The organism is Pseudomonas sp. MWU12-2319, from assembly GCF_023242525.1.
Lineage (GTDB): Bacteria > Pseudomonadota > Gammaproteobacteria > Pseudomonadales > Pseudomonadaceae > Aquipseudomonas > Aquipseudomonas gingeri_D.
On sequence record NZ_JALJES010000008.1, the window covers coordinates 1 to 18,664 of the forward strand.

Below are 18,664 nucleotides of genomic sequence, written 5' to 3' on the forward strand. Positions count from 1 at the left end.
CCTAGGGGAGCACGCCAGGGAAACACAGCCCCTCTCGGGCAAAGAAACTGCATCGTTCCATGTCTGCCGCTACCCGGAAAATTCAACCGCAAGAGTCGGAGTGTTTGGCCCCAGCGGCCTTTCTAGACTGCAAGCCTCACCGGATATGCCCCGAGGCAAGCTCATGCACACCCGAATACAATCACTGGATTGGCCGGCGATCCGCCGCGACCTGGACCAGCAAGGCAACGCCCTGTTGCCCAACCTCCTCAGCCCCGAAGAATGTCTGGAACTCGCCGCCCTGTACCCGCGCAAAGCGTCTTTTCGCTCCCGGGTCGTCATGGCCCGCCACGGTTTTGGCCAGGGCGAATACCAATACTTCGCCTACCCACTTCCGCCACTGGTCCAGCAACTTCGCACCGACCTCTATCCGCCGCTGGCAACGATTGCCAATGACTGGAACGAACGCATGCAAATAGCCGGATCGTTTCCCGAAACACACCAGGCCCTGCTCCAACGTTGTCATGACGCCGGCCAGCAACGCCCCACCCCATTACTGCTGCAATATGCAGCCGGAGACTACAACTGCCTGCACCAGGACCTCTACGGCGAACAGGTGTTTCCGCTGCAAGTCGCCATTCTGCTGTCCCGACCAGAAGAAGACTTCAGCGGCGGCGAGTTCGTCCTCACCGAGCAGCGCCCACGCATGCAGAGCCGCCCCCAGGTGGTCCCGCTGAAACAGGGCGACGCGGTGATCTTTGCCGTGTCCCAGCGCCCGGTTCACGGCACGCGGGGGTTCTATCGCGTAAATATGCGCCATGGCGTCAGCCGCGTGAATGCAGGCCAGCGACAGACCCTGGGCATCATCTTTCATGACGCCACCTGACATCCCGCTCACAGTCAGTAGAATTCAACCGCAAGACTCGGAGTTTTCCTGTCTCGCAGCGCCCCTAAGCTGAGCGAGAACTGAATCTTCCGACAGGAGAACACCATGAATACCTCGACCCAAGGAAACTCCATGGAACAGGACCCGCGCTGGCAAGCGGTACTGACACGGGACGCCAGCGCCGACGGCAGCTTCGTCTACGGCGTCAGAACCACGGGCGTGTATTGCCGCCCGAGCAGTGGCGCGCGTCGGCCCAATCCGGAAAATGTCGAGTTCTTCGATACCCCCGAGCAGGCCGAAGCTGCCGGCTACCGGCCAAGCCGGCGTGCCGCCGCCGACCAGACGTCGATCAACGAGCAACACCTGGCCCTGGTGACCCGGGCCTGCCAACTCATTGAAACGTCCGACACCCCACCCTCACTCAATCCCCTGGCCGAACAGTTGGGCCTGAGCCCTTTTCACTTCCATCGGGTCTTCAAGTCGGTCACCGGTCTGACACCCAAGGCCTACGCCACCGCTCATCGCGCCGGCAAACTACGGGCACAGTTGGCCCGGGGCGGCTCGGTCACCGAGGCCTTGTACGAAGCCGGCTTCAACGCCAGCAGCCGGTTCTACGAATCGTCCAATGGCGTGCTGGGCATGAAACCCAGCGACTATCGCGCTGGCGGTGCCAACACCGATATTCGCTTTGCCATCGGCGAGTGCTCGCTTGGGGCAATCCTGGTGGCACAGAGTGATCGAGGTGTCTGCGCGATCCTGCTCGGTGACGATCCGGATGCGCTGGCCAAGGACTTGCAGGACAAGTTCCCGCAGGCGCATTTCATTGGCGGCGACGCCGCCTTCGAGCAACTGATCGCCAAGGTGGTGGGTTTTATCGAAGCACCGGCCATTGGCCTGGATCTGCCGCTGGACCTGCGCGGTACAGCTTTTCAGGAACGGGTCTGGCAGGCACTGCGCAACATTCCAGTGGGCAGTACCGCGAGTTATGCCGAGATCGCACAGATGATCGGTGCGCCGAAATCCTTCCGCGCCGTGGCCCAGGCCTGTGGCGCCAACAGCCTGGCCGTGGCGATTCCCTGCCATCGGGTGGTGCGCAGCGACGGCAACCTGTCCGGTTATCGCTGGGGCGTGGAACGCAAACGGCAGTTGCTGGATCGGGAAGCGCAATAGGTTGCCACAACACAGGGTGTGCGGCGCTCCAACGCTGCCTCACCCCAGGCAGCACCCAGGATCGAATCCCTCGCCCCGAGAATAAAGATTGCAGGCTAACGATCTCCGCCTTTACCCTTCCCCACCCGCCTACCACCAAGGCTTCAGCTTCAATAATGTCCTCCGTACTAAGCGTCCTGCTGCCCATCTTTGCCCTGATCCTGGTCGGCTTCATCTGCCGTCGAACCAATCGACTGGGGCCCAACGCGGCTTCCGAGATCAACCGCATGGTGGTCTGGCTGTGCCTGCCGGCGCTGCTGTTCAAGGCCACGGCGACCGCGACCTGGGAACAGATCTGGCACCCGGGATTTGTCCTGGCATTTACCCTCGGTACCTTGGCGATGTTTGTCCTGACCTTGTTGCTGCGCTGGCGCAAGTCCGGGCATTTTGCCGACGCGAGCATCGATGCCCTCAGCGCGTCCTACGCCAATACCGGGTATATCGGGATTCCACTGTGCGTGATGGTGCTCGGCCAGAACGGCCTGGAGCCGGCGTTGATCGCCTCTTTGCTGGTGGTCTGCGTGCTCTTCGGACTGGCCCTGGTGTGTATCGAGATCGGCTTGCAGACCGAACGCCAGGTGCACCGGATCATCTTCAAGGTGCTGCTGGCCCTGGCGAAAAATCCGCTGGTGGTTTCACCCTTGCTCGGCGCGCTCTGGGCCTGGGGTGGAGCACCGTTGCCGGCGCCTTTCGAGAAGTTTCTCAGCCTGCTGGGCGCCGCCACCATTCCTTGCGCGCTGATCTCCCTGGGGCTGTTCCTCGCCCACAAGCAACAAGGCCCACGCCAGGGCGCGACAATGCTGGTGCTGATCAAGCTGATCGCCCACCCGCTGCTGACCTGGTTCCTCGCCTTCAAGGTGTTTCATCTGCCGCCGCTTTGGGCCAATTCGGCGCTGCTCTTGAGCGCGCTGCCCACCGGCACCGGGCCCTTTATGCTGGCGGAGTACTACAAGCGCGAAGCCTCGGTGGTGTCGAGCACCATCCTGATTTCCACCCTGGGATCACTGGTGACACTGTCGATCTGTCTGTATGTGATCGGCAACTGAGGTCCTAAGCCTCAGACGCCACCTCTTGCGTCAGTAACCACTCCCGCGTGTCGCTGAGCACCTGGTCGGCCAACTGCGGGTCATCACAGACCCGCGCCAACACCATGGCGCCGACCATCGCGGCCCAGCTTCCAGTAGCGGCACGGCGTTTTTCCTCGACCGTGGCACCCGTCATGGCCTGGCTCAAACTCTCGATCTGACGGCGAATACTCCCGGTCATCTGCGCCCGCGCCTCGGGGGCCTGACGGCTGGTCTCCGATGCCAGCCCGGCCATCGGACAGCCACCGGCACAGTCCTTCAAATGTGCGGAACTCAAATACTGCGTGACATAACCCGCCACGTCAGCGCCCGCCGGCACCGCCGTCGAAAACACATGGGCCAGGGACTGGGCCACCAGATCGTCCTTCGAGGCGAAATACCCGTAGAAACCGCCATGGGTCAGCCCCGCCGCCTTCATCACCTCCGACACGGTGACCGCCTCATAACCCTTGGCGCGAAACAGCCGACTGGCGGCTTCGAGGATATTGCGCCGGTTCTCTGCCACCTGCTCGCGACTGACCTTCATTGGAAACCTCCGGTAATAGGCTTGACAGTATACATGACAGCTATCATATTTACTAAACATGACAATTGTCATGAATAAATCAACCCGCTGAGGATTACCGTCATGACAGTCAAACCCGCCGTTCTGATCACCGGCGCTTCCACCGGTATCGGTGCCGTGTATGCCGATCGCTTTGCCAAGCGCGGCCACGACCTGGTGCTGGTGGCTCGGGACAAGGCCCGCATGGACAGCCTGGCCGAGCGGCTGCGGCAGGAAACCGGAGTTTCGGTGGATGTGGTCCAGGCCGACCTGACCGATGCCGGCGATCTGGCCCGTATCGAAGCTCGGGTTCGCGACGACGACAAGATAGGCATTCTGATCAATAACGCCGGGATGGCCGGAGCCGGGACTTTCCTCGAGCAGGCGCCTGATGCGGTGAGCCAGGTCATCAACCTCAACATCACCGCCCTCGCCCGCTTGACCAGTGCGATTACGCCACGCCTGATCCAGGCCGGCACGGGGTCGATCATCAACATCGCGTCGGTGGTCGGCCTGGCGCCGGAACTGCAGATGACAGTCTATGGGGCCACCAAGGCCTTTGTACTGTTCTTCAGCCAAGGGCTGAATATCGAACTCGGTGGCAAGGGTCTGTATGTGCAGGCCGTCCTGCCGGCCGCCACCCGCACCGAAATCTGGGAACGCTCGGGCAAGCGGATCGAGGACCTGTCGGCGGTCATGGAAGTCGATGATCTGGTGGATGCGGCGCTGGTGGGCTTTGATCGCCGTGAAACCGTAACCATTCCACCGCTGCCCGATGAAGGCCAGTGGCAAGCCCTGGAAGCCGCTCGCCTGGCGATGCTGCCAAACTTCCTGCAGGTCCTGCCGGCGGCGCGTTATCGCAATGGTGCCTGAGGTCAGCGTCGCGCCACGATAGCGCGTCGTACTCTGGAGCCGGATCTTCTGATCCGGCTGCTCCAAATCCTCAGCGCACAAGCACCCGCTTGAAGCCCAGCGTCCAGCCTTGTTGCATCCCTGCCGCCGCCAGCAGAATGGCAATCACCCCGACCCACTGCACCAGCACCAACTGGTGACCGAAGGCGAACCAGTCGACGAAGATCGCCGCAATCGGGTAGATAAAGGACAGCGCCCCGGTCATGGCCGTCGGCAATTTCTGGATCGCGCCATACAGCAGCACATACATCACCCCCGTGTGCACCACCCCCAGGGTCAGCAAGCTGCCCCAGGCACTCGCCTGCTGCGGGAACGCCGAAATATGCGCCCAGGGCGCCAGCAACAGTACCCCGGTGCAGACCTGGACCAGGGCGATCAGGTGCGGCGGTGTCCCCTTCAAACGCTTGATGATCAACGCCGCGATGGCATACAACAGCGCCGCCGCCAACGCCAGGCCGATACCCAGCAGATACTCGCCGCCGCTCTCTCCCGGCTGCCCGTGGGCACTGACAATCGCCAGCATCCCGACAAAAGCCAAACCCAGCCAGAACAACTTCTGTGCGGTGATCTTCTCACCGAGAAACAACGCCGCCAGGCCCACCAGCATAAACGGCTGGACATTGTAGACCGCCGTGCCGATGGCAATCGAGGCCCGGGAATAGGAGGCAAACAGCAGCACCCAGTTACCGACGATCGCCACGCCGCTGAGCACCGCCAGCAGGAAGGTGGTGCGGGTCAGGATGCCCGGGCGCAGAAAGCCCATGACGGCGCAGATCACCAGCAAGGTCAGTGCACCGAACAGGCAGCGCCAGAACACCACGTCCAGCACCGGCTGGCCGGACACCAGCACGAACCAGCCGATGGTCCCCGAGATCAACATGGCCGCGACCATTTCCAGCGAGCCACGATGCAGTGATGTGTTCATGAATGAGTTCCTCTGAGTCAGCCTTGGACAGATGGCAAAAGTATGCCGATTCCTCCAGCCGCTTCTCCAGCGCCAGAAATAGGCTAGACTTTGCTTCTGCCTTTCTTATCAAGGCAATTTTAGCGATTGACCTAACGAGGCCGCCATGACTGACGAAATCGACCACTTATTGATCAGCGCCCTGATGAGTGACTCACGGCGTTCGCTCAAGGCTCTTGCGCAGGTCAGCGGGCTGTCCTCGCCCAGCGTCGCGGAACGCTTGCGTCGGTTGGAAGAACGCGGCGTGATCAAGGGCTACACCGTCGATGTGGAACCCAAATCCTTCGGCTACCTGTTGCAGGCCATCGTGCGTATTCGCCCCCTGCCCGGCCAGTTGCAGGAAGTGGAACGACAGATCCAGGCGATTCCCCAGTTCACCGAATGCGACAAGGTCACCGGCGACGATTGTTTTATCGCCCGTTTACATGTCCGCGATATGGAACAGCTCGATACGCTGCTGGACCGACTCAACCATCACGCCGAAACCAACACCGCCATCGTCAAGAAGACACCGATCAAGCGCCGCTTGCCGCCGATGACCTGAGATAATCCGTTCAACCCCGCGCCTCTGCGCAAAAACACAACGCGTCGTCGGGAAATACGCCATCAAACAGGTCGCCATACGGACTTGAAATGGCGGAGGTACACACTCGGCACGCTATAAGAAATCGCCCACGCCCCGATAGGCCGAAACCTTCAACACACGTGGGGGCCCAACGGCTGGCGAAGGCCCACCGCTGGGTTATCATTCACCCATCACCCCTTATCCATCGGATACCCTCCCATGCCCACTCTTACCCAAGCTGCCCCCGCCCGAGGCTGGTCGCTCTGGTGGAAACCATTGCTGTTTCTCGCCGTCGCCGCCATCGGCCTGTACTACGTCAAATGGTCGCCCTACTACGCCAAGGCCTTCGTCGCCGCCGACAGTCACAGCATCGGCGCCTCGATCATCAACGACAACCCGGCCTCGCCGGTCGCCGCCGCGCTGGCCTACGCCCAGGTGTACTTCCTGGCGATCTGGAAAGCCGCGGTACTGGCAGTGATCCTCGGCTCGCTGCTGCAAGTGCTGATTCCCCGCGACTGGCTGCTGCGCCTGTTCGGGCGCGCCGGTTTCGCTTCGACCCTGCGCGGTGGCCTGTTCGCCCTGCCCGGCATGATGTGTTCGTGCTGCGCGGCACCGGTAGCGGCCGGGATGCGTCGACAGAACGTCTCGGTGGGCGCGGCGCTGGCGTTCTGGATCGCCAACCCGGTGCTCAACCCGGCGACCCTGGTGTTCATGGGCTTCGTGCTGGGCTGGGGCTTTACCGCGATTCGCCTGGTGGCGGGCCTGGTGCTGGTACTGGGGGTTTCGCTGGTGGCACAACGGGTCGCCCGTCCGGAAACCTTGCCGGAAGCGGCGGTGGAAGCCGTGGTCGATGCCAGCAGCCCGGACCAGAGCAGCTTTATGGCACGCTGGGGCAAGACCCTGTGGCAACTGTTCTGGACCACCATCCCGATCTATATCCTGGCGGTGCTGTTGCTCGGTGCGGCGCGGGTCTGGCTGTTTCCCCATGTGGATGGCGCCATGGGCAACAGCCTGCTGTGGCTGGTACCGCTGGCGATTATCGGAACCTTGTTCGTGATCCCGACGGCGGCCGAGATTCCCATCGTGCAGACCATGATGACCCTGGGCCTGGGAACCGCGCCGGCAGTGGCACTGCTGCTGACCCTGCCGAGCATCAGCCTGCCGTCGCTGCTGATGCTGCGCAAGGAGTTCGACGCCAAGGTGCTGGTGACCGTGGCGGTGCTGACGATGCTGGTGGGTGTGGTCAGCGGGCTGGTGGCCATGCTGGTCTTGTAAGACGCTACCCACTCAACGCCTTTGGCGGCGGTTCCTGAGATACTCCAGCACCGCCGCCTGCTCCCCGGCAAACTCGATCCGCTCGCCTTTGCTTTCACGCTGGAAGGCGTACATCGGGTCGTAATATTCGTTCAGCAAACCTTCGATCCACCCCCGGTGCAGCTCCACCGCACCGCTACGCTCCTGCTCTTCCAGCGCCGCCTGCATCAAGGCCTTCATCCGCTGGTGTCGCTCGCCACCAAGGCGCTTGTGGATGTTGTCCAGGCTGCCCAGCAGTCGCTCGGCAAACAACCGGAATCCCTGATCGGCATACACCGCGACGAATTCCGCGCAGAGATCAACCACATAGTCCCGCAGGATGCGCTCGACCCGGCTCTCCAGGCTGTCTTCAAGCCAGACCATGGGAAACCGTTGCATCCCCTGGAACAGCGTCAGTGGCAAGGCACAACGCCCGACCATGCGGCTCTCATCCTCCAGCACGAAGGATTCGATGCCCCGGTCCTGCTTCTTCAGCAGGTCCACGGCCAGACGGTTTTCAAAGTCGATATTCGACGGCTGGCCGGTAGCGCGCTTGCCGAAGCTGGAACCGCGATGGTTGGCGTGCCCCTCCAGGTCCAGGCTGTTTTCCAGTTGAACGATCACATCGGTCTTGCCGGTCCCCGTCATGCCCCCCAGCAAGACGAAGTCCGCCTGGGCCACGGCCAGCTCAATGGTCTGCATCAGAAAGCTGCGCATCGCCTTGTAGCCACCAGCGACGCGTGGAAAGTCGATCCCCGCGTCGCGAAGCCACTGCTGGACAATCTGCGAACGCAGCCCGCCACGAAAGCAATACAGCACGCCGTCGGGATGGGCGCGGGTGAAATCGGCCCAGGCCTGGAGCCGGGCCGCCTTGACCTCACCGCCCACCAGTTGGTGACCGAGGACAATCGCGGCCTGCTGCCCGTGCTGCTTGTAACAGGTGCCCACTCGTTGCCGCTCGAGGTCGGTCATCAGCGGCAGGTTGACCACCCCGGGAAAGGCGCCCTTGTTGAATTCGACAGGCGCCCGGGTATCCATCATCGGTGTGTCATTGAGAAACAAACTGCGGTAGTCGGTGATATCACGGGACATCAATACACCTCTACCGCGTGGCTCTGTCGCTCTACCAGTTGGCCGATGGGCTCAAGCTCCAGGCCCAGTTCGGCAGCCACGGCGAGGAACTCGGCCTCGCCTTCGGCGCTGACCGCCACCAGCAGCCCACCGCTGGTCTGCGGGTCGCAGAGCACGCGCTTGTGCAATTCGCGCAGAGGCCCGACCTTGCTGGCGTAACTGTCGTAATTGCGCAGGGTGCCGCCGGGCACGCAGCCCTGATCCAGGTAATACTCCACGGCCGGCAGGCGCGGCACCTGCTCATACACGATACGTGCGGTCAGGCCGCTGCCATCAGCCATTTCCACCAGGTGACCCAACAGCCCGAAGCCGGTGACGTCGGTCATCGCGGTAACCCCCGCCAGCTTGCCGAAGCGGCTGCCGGGTTTGTTCAGGGTGCACATCCAGTCCCGGGCCACGCCGACGTCTTCGCTGCGCAACTTGCCTTTCTTTTCCGCGGTGGTCAGCACGCCGATCCCCAGGGGTTTGGTCAGGTACAGTTTGCAGTCGGCCGTCGCGGTGTCGTTGCGCTTCATATGGCGCTTTTCCAGCAGGCCGGTCACCGCCAGGCCGAAAATCGGCTCGGGGGCGTCGATCGAGTGACCGCCGGCCAACGGGATACCCGCCGCGTCGCACACCGCGCGCCCTCCACGAATCACTTCACGGGCGATTTCCGGGGCCAGCAGGTTCACCGGCCAGCCAAGAATGGCGATGGCCATGATCGGATCGCCACCCATGGCGTAGATATCACTGATGGCGTTGGTGGCGGCAATCCGACCGAAATCGAAGGGATCGTCGACGATCGGCATGAAAAAGTCGGTGGTGGAGACCACGCCACGCTCTTCATCGATGGCATACACCGCGGCATCGTCACGCGAGGCATTGCCGACCCAGAGTTTCGGGTCGAGGTTCTGCGCGCCACTGCCGGCCAGGATCACTTCCAGCACCTGGGGCGAGATCTTGCAGCCACAGCCTGCGCCGTGGCTGTACTGGGTCAGACGAATCGGTTCGCTCATCGGTACACCTCAATCCGTTTCAAATTCCACCGAGTTTAACAGAGCCACCGACAACGGGGCCGGATCAGACATGGCCCAATCGTGAGCTTGCCCGGCCCGATTGGCGCTCATGCCCGGGGATTTGCGGCTCAACATCGAGCTGCCCCACCGGCGAGCCATTGCCCGCCTCCCCGGCCCCTGTATCGACCTCCAACAAAAACGGGAACCCTCCTACCATGAACAAGGCAAAACTGAGCCTCGCCTGGCAGATCGTCATCGGTCTGCTGCTGGGCATCGCCGTCGGCGCGCTCCTCAACCACTCCAGCGCGGACAAGGCCTGGTGGATCGGCACAGTCCTGCAACCGGCGGGCGATCTGTTTATCCGCCTGATCAAGATGATCGTCATCCCGATCGTGATTTCCTCGTTGATCGTCGGTATCGCCGGGGTCGGCGATGGCAAGAAACTCGGACGCATCGGTTTCAAGACCTTGCTGTACTTCGAGATCATCACCACCGTGGCAATTATTGTCGGTCTGGTCCTGGCGAACCTGTTCCAACCCGGCCATGGCATCGACATGAGCCTGCTGGGCACCACGGACATCTCCCAGTACGAGAAAACCACCAACGAAGTGCAGGCCAACCACGCCTTTATCACCACCCTGCTGAACCTGGTGCCGTCGAATATCTTCGCCGCCCTAGTACGCGGCGACATGCTGCCGATCATCTTCTTCTCGGTGATGTTCGGCCTCGGTCTGTCGAGCCTCAAGGACGAACTGCGCCTGCCCCTGGTCGGGGTGCTGGAGGGAGTCTCGCAAAGCATGTTCAAGGTCACCCATATGATCATGCGCTACGCCCCGCTCGGGGTTTTCGCCCTGATTTCGGTGACTGTGGCCAACTTCGGCTTCGCCTCACTGTGGCCGCTGGCGCGCCTGGTGACCCTGGTGTACGCCGCCATCGCATTTTTCGGCGTGGTGGTGTTCGGGCTGGTGGCGCGGATCTGCGGCTTCTCGGTGTTCCGACTGATCCGTATCCTCAAGGCCGAACTGATCCTCGGTTTCTCCACCGCCAGTTCGGAAACCGTGCTGCCACGGATCATCGAAAAGATGGAGGCCTTCGGCGCGCCACGGGCCATCAGCCGTTTTGTGGTGCCCACCGGCTATTCCTTCAACCTCGACGGCTCGACCCTGTACCAGAGCATTGCGGCAGTGTTCATTGCCCAGTTGTACGGGATCGACCTGTCCCTCGGTCAGCAGATCACCCTGGTGCTGACCCTGATGGTGACGTCCAAGGGCATCGCCGGTGTGCCGGGGGTCTCGTTCGTGGTGCTGCTGGCCACCTTGGGCAGCGTCGGCATTCCCCTCGAAGGCCTGGCCTTCATTGCCGGTGTGGACCGTATCATGGACATGGCCCGCACCGCGCTGAATATCGTCGGCAATGCCCTGGCGGTGGTGGTCGTGGCGCGCTGGGAAGGCCTTTACGATGACGCGGCGGGCGAGCGTTACTGGCAATCGCTGTCGCGGCCGCAAGCGGACGACGAGCAGGCGTTTGTCCCGGCGCGTTAACGGATAGACTGACGCGAGACACCTGAATGACCACCCTGGAGGTCGATCCCATGGCGCATTTATCGCCCAAGCTCAGCAGCATGTCCCCCGACGTGTTCCGCTTCGAGATCAGCGAAAGCACAGGTTATGCCCAGGACTGGCACGCCCACGACTGTCATATGCTGCTGTTACCGCGCCAGGGTGGATTGTTTCTGTCGACCGAAAGCCACACCAATGCGCTCCATGTCTCGCGCCAGGCCTTTTCCCTGGTGCCGGCGGATTTCGCCCACTCGACCCAGGCCGCCCCGGGTCGGGAGAAACACGTGGCGCTCTACGTCGACTCGCACTACATCAATCACCAGGGTCGGCTCGACGGCTACCAGGCCTTTGCCGAACAGGCTGATCGTTCGGGGATCTGGCAAGGCAGCGAGACCCTCGACAGCATCCTGCGCCTGCACGACCAGCTGGCGTCGGGATGCTCGGCCGAAGCCTTCCAACGCCAGGTCCCGCACCTCAACCACCTGCTGTTCGAAGAATGCGCCCGGCTGATTGCCCGCCAGCAACCGCCGACGCAGCACAGCGATAGCCAGCGCAATGCCCTGCTGGTCCGCGATATCCAGCGCTACGTGCGCGAACACCTGCAGGACGAGCTGAATGTCGACCTTATCGGCTATCAGTTCCACCTGTCGCGGCGCCACCTCACCCGCCTGTTCAAGGCCTGCACCAATGAAACCCTGGTGGATTTTACCAATCGCACCCGGGTCGAAACCGCCGCCCAACTGATCTCCAGCAGTTCCCTGTCGATCCTCGAGGTCAGCCTGGCCGTGGGCATCGATTCGCCTTCCTACCTGGCGCGCCTGTTCAAGCGCTACCTGGGCCTGGTGCCCAGCGACCTGCGCAAGCCACATTGAGGTCATGGCCCAAACGTTCGCTTGTACGACCCGATCCACCTAGAACCTGTCGCTGTCCGTTGCCAGAATCGACCTTATCCACCGTGTCGTGAGGTCAGGTATGAGTGATGTACAGGTTGTAGAAGTCTTCAAATCGAAACAGGGCGGCGGCAACCCCGCCCCCATCGCCGTTGCGGCCGACGGCCTGAGCGCCGAGCAGATGACCGCTATCGCCCGCGCCTACGGCCATGAAAGCGGCTTTGCCTTCACCCCGCAGGATCAGGCCAGCCACGACTACCATTTCCGTTTCTTCGTCCCCCTGCATGAAATGAGCATGTGCGGCCACGCCACCATCGGCACCGTCTGGCTGCTGCAACAACTCGGCAAGCTCGACCGCCAGCAGCTGTCCATCCAGACCCAAAGTGGCACCGTGACCGCGCATATCCAGGGCAAGCCGGGTGATGACGCCTTTATCGAGATTTCCCAGCCGGCGGGCGTGGTGAGCAAGGTCGAGGATGCCGAGATACGGGCACGGATCATCGAGGCCATCGGCCTGCAAGCGGACGACATCCTCGACCTGCCGTTCCTGAACGCCGCCACCAGCCGCATCAAGACCCTGGTTCCGGTCAAGACCCCGGCCCTGCTGGATGCCGCGCGTCCCGACTCGCCGCGCATCAAGGACCTGTGCGAGCAGATCGACTCCACCGGGCTCTATCTGTTCTGCCCGCGCCCGGATATCGCCCGGCAGTTCGACAGCCGGCAATTCCCCAAGGCCTCTGGCTACGCCGAAGACGCCGCCACCGGCATCGCCGCCACGGCCCTGGCGTTCGGTTTACTGGAATACGGCATGATCGAGGCCGATGAACAACCGATCCTGGTGCATCAGGGCCGGGCCATGGGTCGGCCCTCCGATATCTACGTGCGCCTGGACCTGGACGCAGGCAGTGCGCAGCCGGTCGGTTGTTATGTCGGTGGCTACAGCGCCTTTGCCGCCGAGCAGCAACCGGCGGGAGAGCGGCATGAGCACTGAAAACCGCCAATGGCTGCCCTTCTCCGAGGTCCGACAACCGTTCCAGGCATTGCTCTGGGCGGTTTACCACGAGGCGCCGCACAGCTTCGTGGTCCCGACACACTTCAAATTGAGCGTGCGTGACGGCAACCTGCTGTGGGTATCGGGCCAGGTGCCGCGCTTCAACCATGAGATTCGCCACACCGGGATCGTCGGCCAGGATATTTCCCTGGAGCAGGCGCGGGAAGCGGCGCGGCTGTGCACGGCGAACTTCCTGTCGATTGTCGCCGCCGCCTGCGATGGCGACCTGGAACGTGTCGAGCAGATCGTTCGCATCACCGGTTATGTACGGGCCCCCTCGGATTTCGGCGCGCAATCCGAGGTGATCAACGCGGCCTCCGAAGTCCTGGTCCAGGTCTTCGGCGACCGTGGCCAACATGCGCGCTCGGCCATCGGCGTGCAGTCCCTGCCAGGTGGCGCGGCGGTGGAGATAGAAGGTGTGGTTCGATTGAAGGATTAAACGGCGTTTTCCTTTACCATTCGCTTACTTCGGACGGTAAAGGGAGCACCAGGCCACATGGATCAGCGCACAGCAATCACCGACTGGGTCCGGCGGGCGCCACAATCCAGCCCGCTGGAGCGTATTGAAGCATTCTTTTCCGGCCACGGCTTCGACCCTCATCGCCACGACACCTACGCCATCGGCTGCACCTTGTCCGGCGTGCAGAGTTTCAAATATCGCGGCAGCCAGCGCCATAGCCTGCCCGGCGGTACCTTGGTACTGCACCCGGACGAGGTGCACGACGGCGAGGCCGGGACGCGGGATGGCTTCAAGTACCGCATGGTCTACGTGCAACCCTCCTTGATCCAATCGGCACTGGGCGGGCAGCCCCTGCCCTTTGTTCCAGGCGGTATCAGTCACGATCCGCGCCTGCGCCGGGCCACCGAAGCCCTGCTGCGGGGCATGGACAACGTCCTTGATCCACTGGAGGAGGAAGACGCGCTGTTCGACCTGGCCCAGACCCTGAATGCGCTCTGTGGCGCACCACGCCAGCCGCGAAGCTTCGATTACCAGGCGGCGGAACGGGCTCGAGCGTACATTCACAGCGCCCTGGATCGCACGGTTACCCTCGATGAGCTGGCCGAACACAGCGGGCGTGATCGCTGGAATCTGTCACGGGACTTCCGAATGCTGTTCGGCACCAGCCCTTATCGCTACCTGAGCATGCGCCGCCTGGACCTCGTCCGGTCATTGCTGGTTCAGGGTCGATCACTGGCCGAGGCGGCGTTGATCGCCGGCTTTACCGACCAGAGTCATATGACCCGTCAGTTCGGCAAGACCTTCGGTCAGTCGCCGGGACGCTGGCTGAACATGCAGCGCCTGCACAATCGTACAAGCGGTCGACACTGAAATGCAGCTAGGCTGGGTCTTAGTCATCCGCTCAGAGGTCCAGCCCATGAATACCCCACAAGCCCTTTCACCCATCAATTTCGCGCAGAAACTCGCCCTGTTCGATGACAGGTGGAAACCCCGGGTCATTGCCGAAATGAACGACTATCAGTTCAAGGTGGTGAAGATCGAAGGCGATTTCATCTGGCACTCCCATGCCGATACCGACGAGACATTTATCATCCTGGAAGGCGTGCTGCGCATCGACTTTCGTGATCGCCAGGTGCATCTGGCGGCCGGCGAAATGCTGGTGGTGCCCAAGGGTGTCGAGCACAAGCCGTTTGCCGAGAAGGAGGTCAGGATGCTGCTGATCGAACCACGGGGGGTGGTCAATACCGGAGACGAAGGCGGGGAAATGACAGCCAGCAATGACGTCTGGGTTTGAGGTGTCCTGTGGGAACTGGCTTGCCAGCTCCCACGGAAATCGCGTTTCAGGTCAGGCCGACAACGAATAGATCAACGCCGAAATCGCCACCAAGCCCACCAGCGTGACGAATACGTTGGACATCTGCCCCGAATACTGACGCATCGCCGGCACCCGGCGGATCGCGTACATCGGCATCAGGAACAGCAGCGCCGCGATGATCGGCCCGCCGAGGGTCTCGATCATGCCGAGAATGCTCGGGTTCAAGGTCGCCACCAACCAGCACACCACCAGCATGAACGCCGCCGTCATCCGGTCCAGGGCCTTGGCGCCCGGCTTGCGACCGCTCTTGGCGATCAGGCCCTTGAGGCCTTCGCTGGCCCCGATGTAGTGCCCCAGGAACGACTTGGAAATCGCCACGAAGGCAATCAGCGGCGCCGCGAAGGCAATGGTCGGGTTGCTGAAGTGGTTGGCCAGGTACGACAGGATCGACAGATTCTGCGCCTTGGCTTCGGCCAGCTGCGCTGGCGACAGGGTCAGCACGCAACTGAAGACGAAGAACAGCACCATCACCACCATCAGCAGGTGCGCCCGCGACAGGATCTGCGAGCTGCGCTCTTCGGCATGGGTGCCATAACGACGCTTCTGGTCAACCGCAAAGGCCGAGATGATCGGCGAATGGTTGAAGGAGAACACCATCACCGGAATCGCCAGCCACAAGGTGTGCAGCAAGGCCGACGGCTCGGGCGGGCTGCCGGCCGTGGCGAGGATGCCGCCGTTCCAGTGCGGCACCAGGTACACCGCCAGGAACAGCAAGGCGACGATAAACGGATAGACCATCAGGCTCATGGCCTTGACGATCACCTGCTCGCCACACCGCACCACCACCAGCAGGCCAAGGATCAGCATCAGCGACAACAGCGCCCGCGGTGGCGGCACCAGGTGCAGTTGATGTTCGAGGAAACTGCCGACGGTATTGGTCAAAGCCACGCTGTAGATCAGCAGGATCGGGAAGATCGCGAAGAAATACAGCAAGGTGATCAGCGCCCCGGCCTTGATGCCGAAATGCTCTTCCACCACTTCGGTGATGTCCGCGCCATCGCGCCCGGAGAGCACGAAACGGGTCAGGCCACGGTGGGCGTAGAAGGTCATGGGGAACGCCAGCACCGCCAGGACCAGCAACGGCCAGAAGCCGCCCAGCCCCGCGTTGATCGGCAGGAACAAGGTGCCTGCGCCGATAGCCGTGCCGAACAGGCCCAGCATCCAGGTGGTGTCTTGGCGGCTCCAACTGCTCAGTACAGCGGGTGCCGATTCATAGCGTTCGTCGACGCTGTTGGCCTGGTCATTCATCCGGTCGAATCTCCGTTAGCCGGTCATTACCACGCGACCGAGGCGGATAAAAAGCATGTCACTGGCAGCGCCCCGGCCATAAGAGGGGCGCGATTGTCCGGGATTAAGCTTGAGAAGCAAAGGGTTAGCTGAGTAACGGTCGATTGCAGCGGTAGTTTTATCCGCCATCGCCCGTGGAGTATTGATACACTGTAACAATCAACTTCAGCCTCTCGATCAGTGCCCTCCCATGACCCCCGTGCAATGTCGTGCCTGTTTTACCGCCCTTGTCCTGTTGCTGGGCTGCTCCTCGGCCCTGGCTGACGACCTGATCATCACCTGGCCCGGCGACTGGGAAGTACAGACCCTGCCTCCGGCCCAGAACGCCGCGGGCGAAGCGATCAGTGGCCTGCGCCAGCGCGCGGTGAAGAATGATGCCAACGGCGACCCGCTGATGGTCATGGAGTTGACCGAGTCGGGACTCAACCCCGACCACGCAGTCAACCTCCCCGGGGTGTTGCTGGAGATGCGCAAGGCGGTGCAGAAGAACTTCGTCGAGCGCGGTTTCATGAGTGTCTGCAACCGGATTCACGACAGCACCCTGGGCGGCATGGCGGCGGTAGAGACGACCTGCACCATCACCCAGAACGGCGGTCACGTAATGACCCAGACCCTGGTGGCCGCAGCCCGCGACGGCAAGGCGTATTCCTTGCTTTATGCCGGGTCGGCGGACGGTTACAAGAGTGTGGAGCCAGTGGTCAATGGCATCCGGGCGAGCCTGCACCTGCAGCCCTGATTCCCCAGCTACCCGGCCAGGAATCCCCGGGCCATGCCGCTGGCGGCAATCACCATCAGCATGATCAACAAGGCTTCGATATGGCTGATCCGCGCGAATAGCCGGGCACGGCCGATATCGATGACCGAGCCCTTCTTCCGGGCGATACGCCATTTGATCAAGGTGATCATCGGCGCCAGTTCCAGCAGCAGGATAATCACGAACAAGGTCAACTTGAGGTGGAACAGCGGCTGGTGCAGGTAGTAATCCGTGCCCTTCTCGAAACCGCCGAAAGCGCGCAGGCCACCGGTGATCAACAGGACACCGGCGCTGATGCCCCAGAGATTGTCCCAGACAAACACCTGCCGCAGTTCGGCCGGACTGGTGCCGGTGAGACGACGCAAGGCCCCGCCGCGTGCGAGGACCGCCGCCAGGGCGATACCGAACGCCAGAAGGTGAAGCGCTGCCAGGGACCAGTGAGCAAACATTGAGTCGTCTCCTTGAATGAGCAAGACAGTTGTAGCTCAAGCCGCCGATATTTGCGCAGGTCCCCGGCTCGACTCAGGGTCTCAAGGCAACAGGATCACCTTGTCACTACCGCCCTGATTGACCTCGGCATAACGCGCCAGGCCCTCGGACAGCGGCGACTCCAGCAACCCCGTCGGCAGCTCCAGCAAGCCCTCGTCAAAGAAGCGCCCGAACTGATCGAGCATTCGCGCACAGGCCTCGGTGCCATAGAGCAACGAGTTGATCCCGACCACCGAACCGCCCTTGCGGTACAACGCCAGTGCCGGCAATTGCACATGGCCGTCCACCGGCGCGGCGATGATCGCGATCCGACCGAAAGGCGCCAGGGCCGTCACGGCCGGCGGTAGCCAGAAGCCGGTGGTGTCGAAGATCACATCGGCGCCACCGGGGAATACACCATTGACCGACGCCGCGAGGTCTTCCGGCTTGTCCAGTTGAATGGCATCAAAGCCCTTGTCCTGAAGCGCCTTGACCTGCTCCGCACGGCGCACCGCGCCCAGCACCCGGGCCCCGCGAATCTTCGCCAGGGCCAGCGCGGCGCTGCCGACGGCGCCATTGGCACCGATCACCAGCAAACGCGTGTCGGCCTTCACCAGGCTGCGTTCCAGGGCATCCCAGGCGGTGGTGAACGGCACGCCGAGGCTGGCGGCCTGGGCGAAGCTCAGGTGTGTCGGCTTGATCGCCACACCGCTGGCGGGCAGGGTCAGGTATTGGGCATGGGAACCGTCGCCGGTAAAGCCCAGTTCCTTGCCGGTGCCCCAGACTTCCTGGCCCAGCAGCGATTGCGGCCCTTCGATCACCACCCCGGCGAAGTCCCGGCCGGGAATCCGTGGCAGCGTGGTGTAGGAGAAACGCCCCAGCACGTTTTTCACATCGCTGGGGTTCAGGCCGGCCGCCTTGATCTGCACCAGGACTTCTCCGGCAGCAGGCACAGGGGTGGGCACGTCGACCAGTTGCAGGGCCGAGAGATCGCCGGTTTTCGCAAATTGCAGGGCTTTCATACAGTACGTATCCAGTCAGAGAAAAATGCGGGATTCAGGACAGCCAGCCGGCGACCAATTGCTTGCCCAGGGGCCAGGCCTTTTCACCCAGTTGCATGCCCAAAAGGCCAACCAGTGCCACGGCGGGCGGTGCCGGGGAACGGAAGTCGAGCCCGCCGTAAAGCAGGCCGACAGCTATGCCGATGACGAGAGAAACAAGGTAGCTCATGACGAACTCCAGGCTCGGTGAGGGAAT

21 protein-coding genes are annotated in these 18,664 nt (G+C 62.4%); 13 read left to right on the top strand and 8 right to left on the bottom strand.

Annotated elements, in window-relative coordinates; translation table 11 throughout:
- Positions 1-163 precede the first annotated feature (163 nt).
- From M5C01_RS14685 to M5C01_RS14695, 3 genes are all read left to right on the top strand, one after another.
- Positions 164-865, top strand: coding sequence for a 2OG-Fe(II) oxygenase (locus M5C01_RS14685; RefSeq protein WP_152739340.1), 702 nt, complete (start codon positions 164-166; stop codon positions 863-865).
- A gap of 105 nt (positions 866-970) precedes the next feature.
- On the top strand, positions 971-2,035 hold the full coding sequence (ada, locus tag M5C01_RS14690) for a bifunctional DNA-binding transcriptional regulator/O6-methylguanine-DNA methyltransferase Ada (protein ID WP_152739343.1): 1,065 nt from the start codon (positions 971-973) through the stop codon (positions 2,033-2,035).
- Positions 2,036-2,190: 155 nt separating this feature from the next.
- Positions 2,191-3,120: an AEC family transporter gene (locus M5C01_RS14695; RefSeq protein WP_152739345.1), complete on the top strand. Its 930-nt coding sequence runs from the start codon at positions 2,191-2,193 to the stop codon at positions 3,118-3,120.
- A 4-nt stretch (positions 3,121-3,124) separates the two neighbouring features.
- On the opposite strand, the gene M5C01_RS14700 is transcribed toward M5C01_RS14695, so the two are convergent.
- A complete protein-coding gene (locus M5C01_RS14700; protein WP_152739348.1) occupies positions 3,125-3,685 on the bottom strand; it encodes a TetR/AcrR family transcriptional regulator in 561 nt (186 codons plus the stop codon).
- Positions 3,686-3,787: 102 nt separating this feature from the next.
- Between M5C01_RS14700 and M5C01_RS14705 the strand changes: the two genes are divergently transcribed.
- Positions 3,788-4,576: an SDR family oxidoreductase gene (locus M5C01_RS14705; RefSeq protein ID WP_152739351.1), complete on the top strand. Its 789-nt coding sequence runs from the start codon at positions 3,788-3,790 to the stop codon at positions 4,574-4,576.
- Between the two features lie 70 nt (positions 4,577-4,646).
- On the opposite strand, the gene M5C01_RS14710 is transcribed toward M5C01_RS14705, so the two are convergent.
- A complete protein-coding gene (locus M5C01_RS14710; protein WP_103494674.1) occupies positions 4,647-5,540 on the bottom strand; it encodes a DMT family transporter in 894 nt (297 codons plus the stop codon).
- A gap of 145 nt (positions 5,541-5,685) precedes the next feature.
- Here M5C01_RS14710 and M5C01_RS14715 point away from each other — a divergent pair, with 145 nt between their 5' ends.
- Positions 5,686-6,123 (top strand): Lrp/AsnC family transcriptional regulator, encoded by a 438-nt coding sequence (locus tag M5C01_RS14715; protein WP_100943811.1) that lies wholly within the window; start codon positions 5,686-5,688, stop codon positions 6,121-6,123.
- Between the two features lie 240 nt (positions 6,124-6,363).
- On the top strand, positions 6,364-7,419 hold the full coding sequence (locus tag M5C01_RS14720; RefSeq protein WP_103494673.1) for a permease: 1,056 nt from the start codon (positions 6,364-6,366) through the stop codon (positions 7,417-7,419).
- 12 nt (positions 7,420-7,431) lie between these two features.
- On the opposite strand, the gene mnmH is transcribed toward M5C01_RS14720, so the two are convergent.
- Positions 7,432-8,529 (bottom strand): tRNA 2-selenouridine(34) synthase MnmH, encoded by a 1,098-nt coding sequence (mnmH, locus tag M5C01_RS14725; protein WP_152739354.1) that lies wholly within the window; start codon positions 8,527-8,529, stop codon positions 7,432-7,434.
- Positions 8,529-9,563 (bottom strand): selenide, water dikinase SelD, encoded by a 1,035-nt coding sequence (gene selD / locus M5C01_RS14730; RefSeq protein WP_152739357.1) that lies wholly within the window; start codon positions 9,561-9,563, stop codon positions 8,529-8,531. The genes mnmH and selD overlap by 1 nt, the downstream gene beginning before the upstream one ends.
- A 215-nt stretch (positions 9,564-9,778) precedes the next feature.
- On the opposite strand from selD, the gene gltP reads away from it, so the two are divergent.
- The 6 genes from gltP (at position 9,779) to M5C01_RS14760 (ending at position 14,817) form a co-directional block, all read left to right on the top strand.
- Positions 9,779-11,104 (top strand): glutamate/aspartate:proton symporter GltP, encoded by a 1,326-nt coding sequence (gene gltP / locus M5C01_RS14735; protein WP_103494670.1) that lies wholly within the window; start codon positions 9,779-9,781, stop codon positions 11,102-11,104.
- A gap of 26 nt (positions 11,105-11,130) precedes the next feature.
- A complete protein-coding gene (locus tag M5C01_RS14740) occupies positions 11,131-11,994 on the top strand; it encodes an AraC family transcriptional regulator (protein ID WP_178129837.1) in 864 nt (287 codons plus the stop codon).
- Positions 11,995-12,094: 100 nt separating this feature from the next.
- A complete protein-coding gene (locus tag M5C01_RS14745) occupies positions 12,095-13,003 on the top strand; it encodes a PhzF family phenazine biosynthesis protein (RefSeq protein ID WP_152739360.1) in 909 nt (302 codons plus the stop codon).
- The gene (locus M5C01_RS14750; protein ID WP_178129838.1) at positions 12,993-13,502 is read left to right on the top strand and encodes a RidA family protein; all 510 of its coding nucleotides are present in this window, start codon (positions 12,993-12,995) and stop codon (positions 13,500-13,502) included. Before M5C01_RS14745 ends, M5C01_RS14750 begins: the two co-directional genes overlap by 11 nt.
- A 57-nt stretch (positions 13,503-13,559) precedes the next feature.
- Positions 13,560-14,393 (top strand): AraC family transcriptional regulator, encoded by an 834-nt coding sequence (locus M5C01_RS14755; RefSeq protein ID WP_103494666.1) that lies wholly within the window; start codon positions 13,560-13,562, stop codon positions 14,391-14,393.
- 46 nt (positions 14,394-14,439) lie between these two features.
- Positions 14,440-14,817 carry a cupin domain-containing protein gene (locus M5C01_RS14760; protein ID WP_152739366.1) on the top strand — a complete coding sequence of 126 codons (378 nt, stop codon included), beginning with the start codon at positions 14,440-14,442 and terminating at the stop codon, positions 14,815-14,817.
- Between the two features lie 51 nt (positions 14,818-14,868).
- Here the strand turns inward: M5C01_RS14760 and M5C01_RS14765 are convergent, their stop codons facing one another.
- The gene (locus tag M5C01_RS14765) at positions 14,869-16,146 is read right to left on the bottom strand and encodes a serine/threonine transporter (protein WP_152739369.1); all 1,278 of its coding nucleotides are present in this window, start codon (positions 16,144-16,146) and stop codon (positions 14,869-14,871) included.
- A 229-nt stretch (positions 16,147-16,375) separates the two neighbouring features.
- On the opposite strand from M5C01_RS14765, the gene M5C01_RS14770 reads away from it, so the two are divergent.
- The gene (locus M5C01_RS14770) at positions 16,376-16,921 is read left to right on the top strand and encodes a DUF4946 domain-containing protein (RefSeq protein ID WP_152739372.1); all 546 of its coding nucleotides are present in this window, start codon (positions 16,376-16,378) and stop codon (positions 16,919-16,921) included.
- Between the two features lie 8 nt (positions 16,922-16,929).
- Here the strand turns inward: M5C01_RS14770 and M5C01_RS14775 are convergent, their stop codons facing one another.
- From M5C01_RS14775 to M5C01_RS14785, 3 genes are all read right to left on the bottom strand, one after another.
- Positions 16,930-17,388 (bottom strand): DUF2214 family protein, encoded by a 459-nt coding sequence (locus tag M5C01_RS14775; protein WP_152739375.1) that lies wholly within the window; start codon positions 17,386-17,388, stop codon positions 16,930-16,932.
- An 81-nt stretch (positions 17,389-17,469) separates the two neighbouring features.
- Positions 17,470-18,429: a zinc-binding alcohol dehydrogenase family protein gene (locus M5C01_RS14780; protein ID WP_103494661.1), complete on the bottom strand. Its 960-nt coding sequence runs from the start codon at positions 18,427-18,429 to the stop codon at positions 17,470-17,472.
- Positions 18,430-18,463: 34 nt separating this feature from the next.
- Positions 18,464-18,637 (bottom strand): DUF1427 family protein, encoded by a 174-nt coding sequence (locus M5C01_RS14785; RefSeq protein ID WP_103494660.1) that lies wholly within the window; start codon positions 18,635-18,637, stop codon positions 18,464-18,466.
- Between the last annotated feature and the right edge of the window lie 27 nt (positions 18,638-18,664).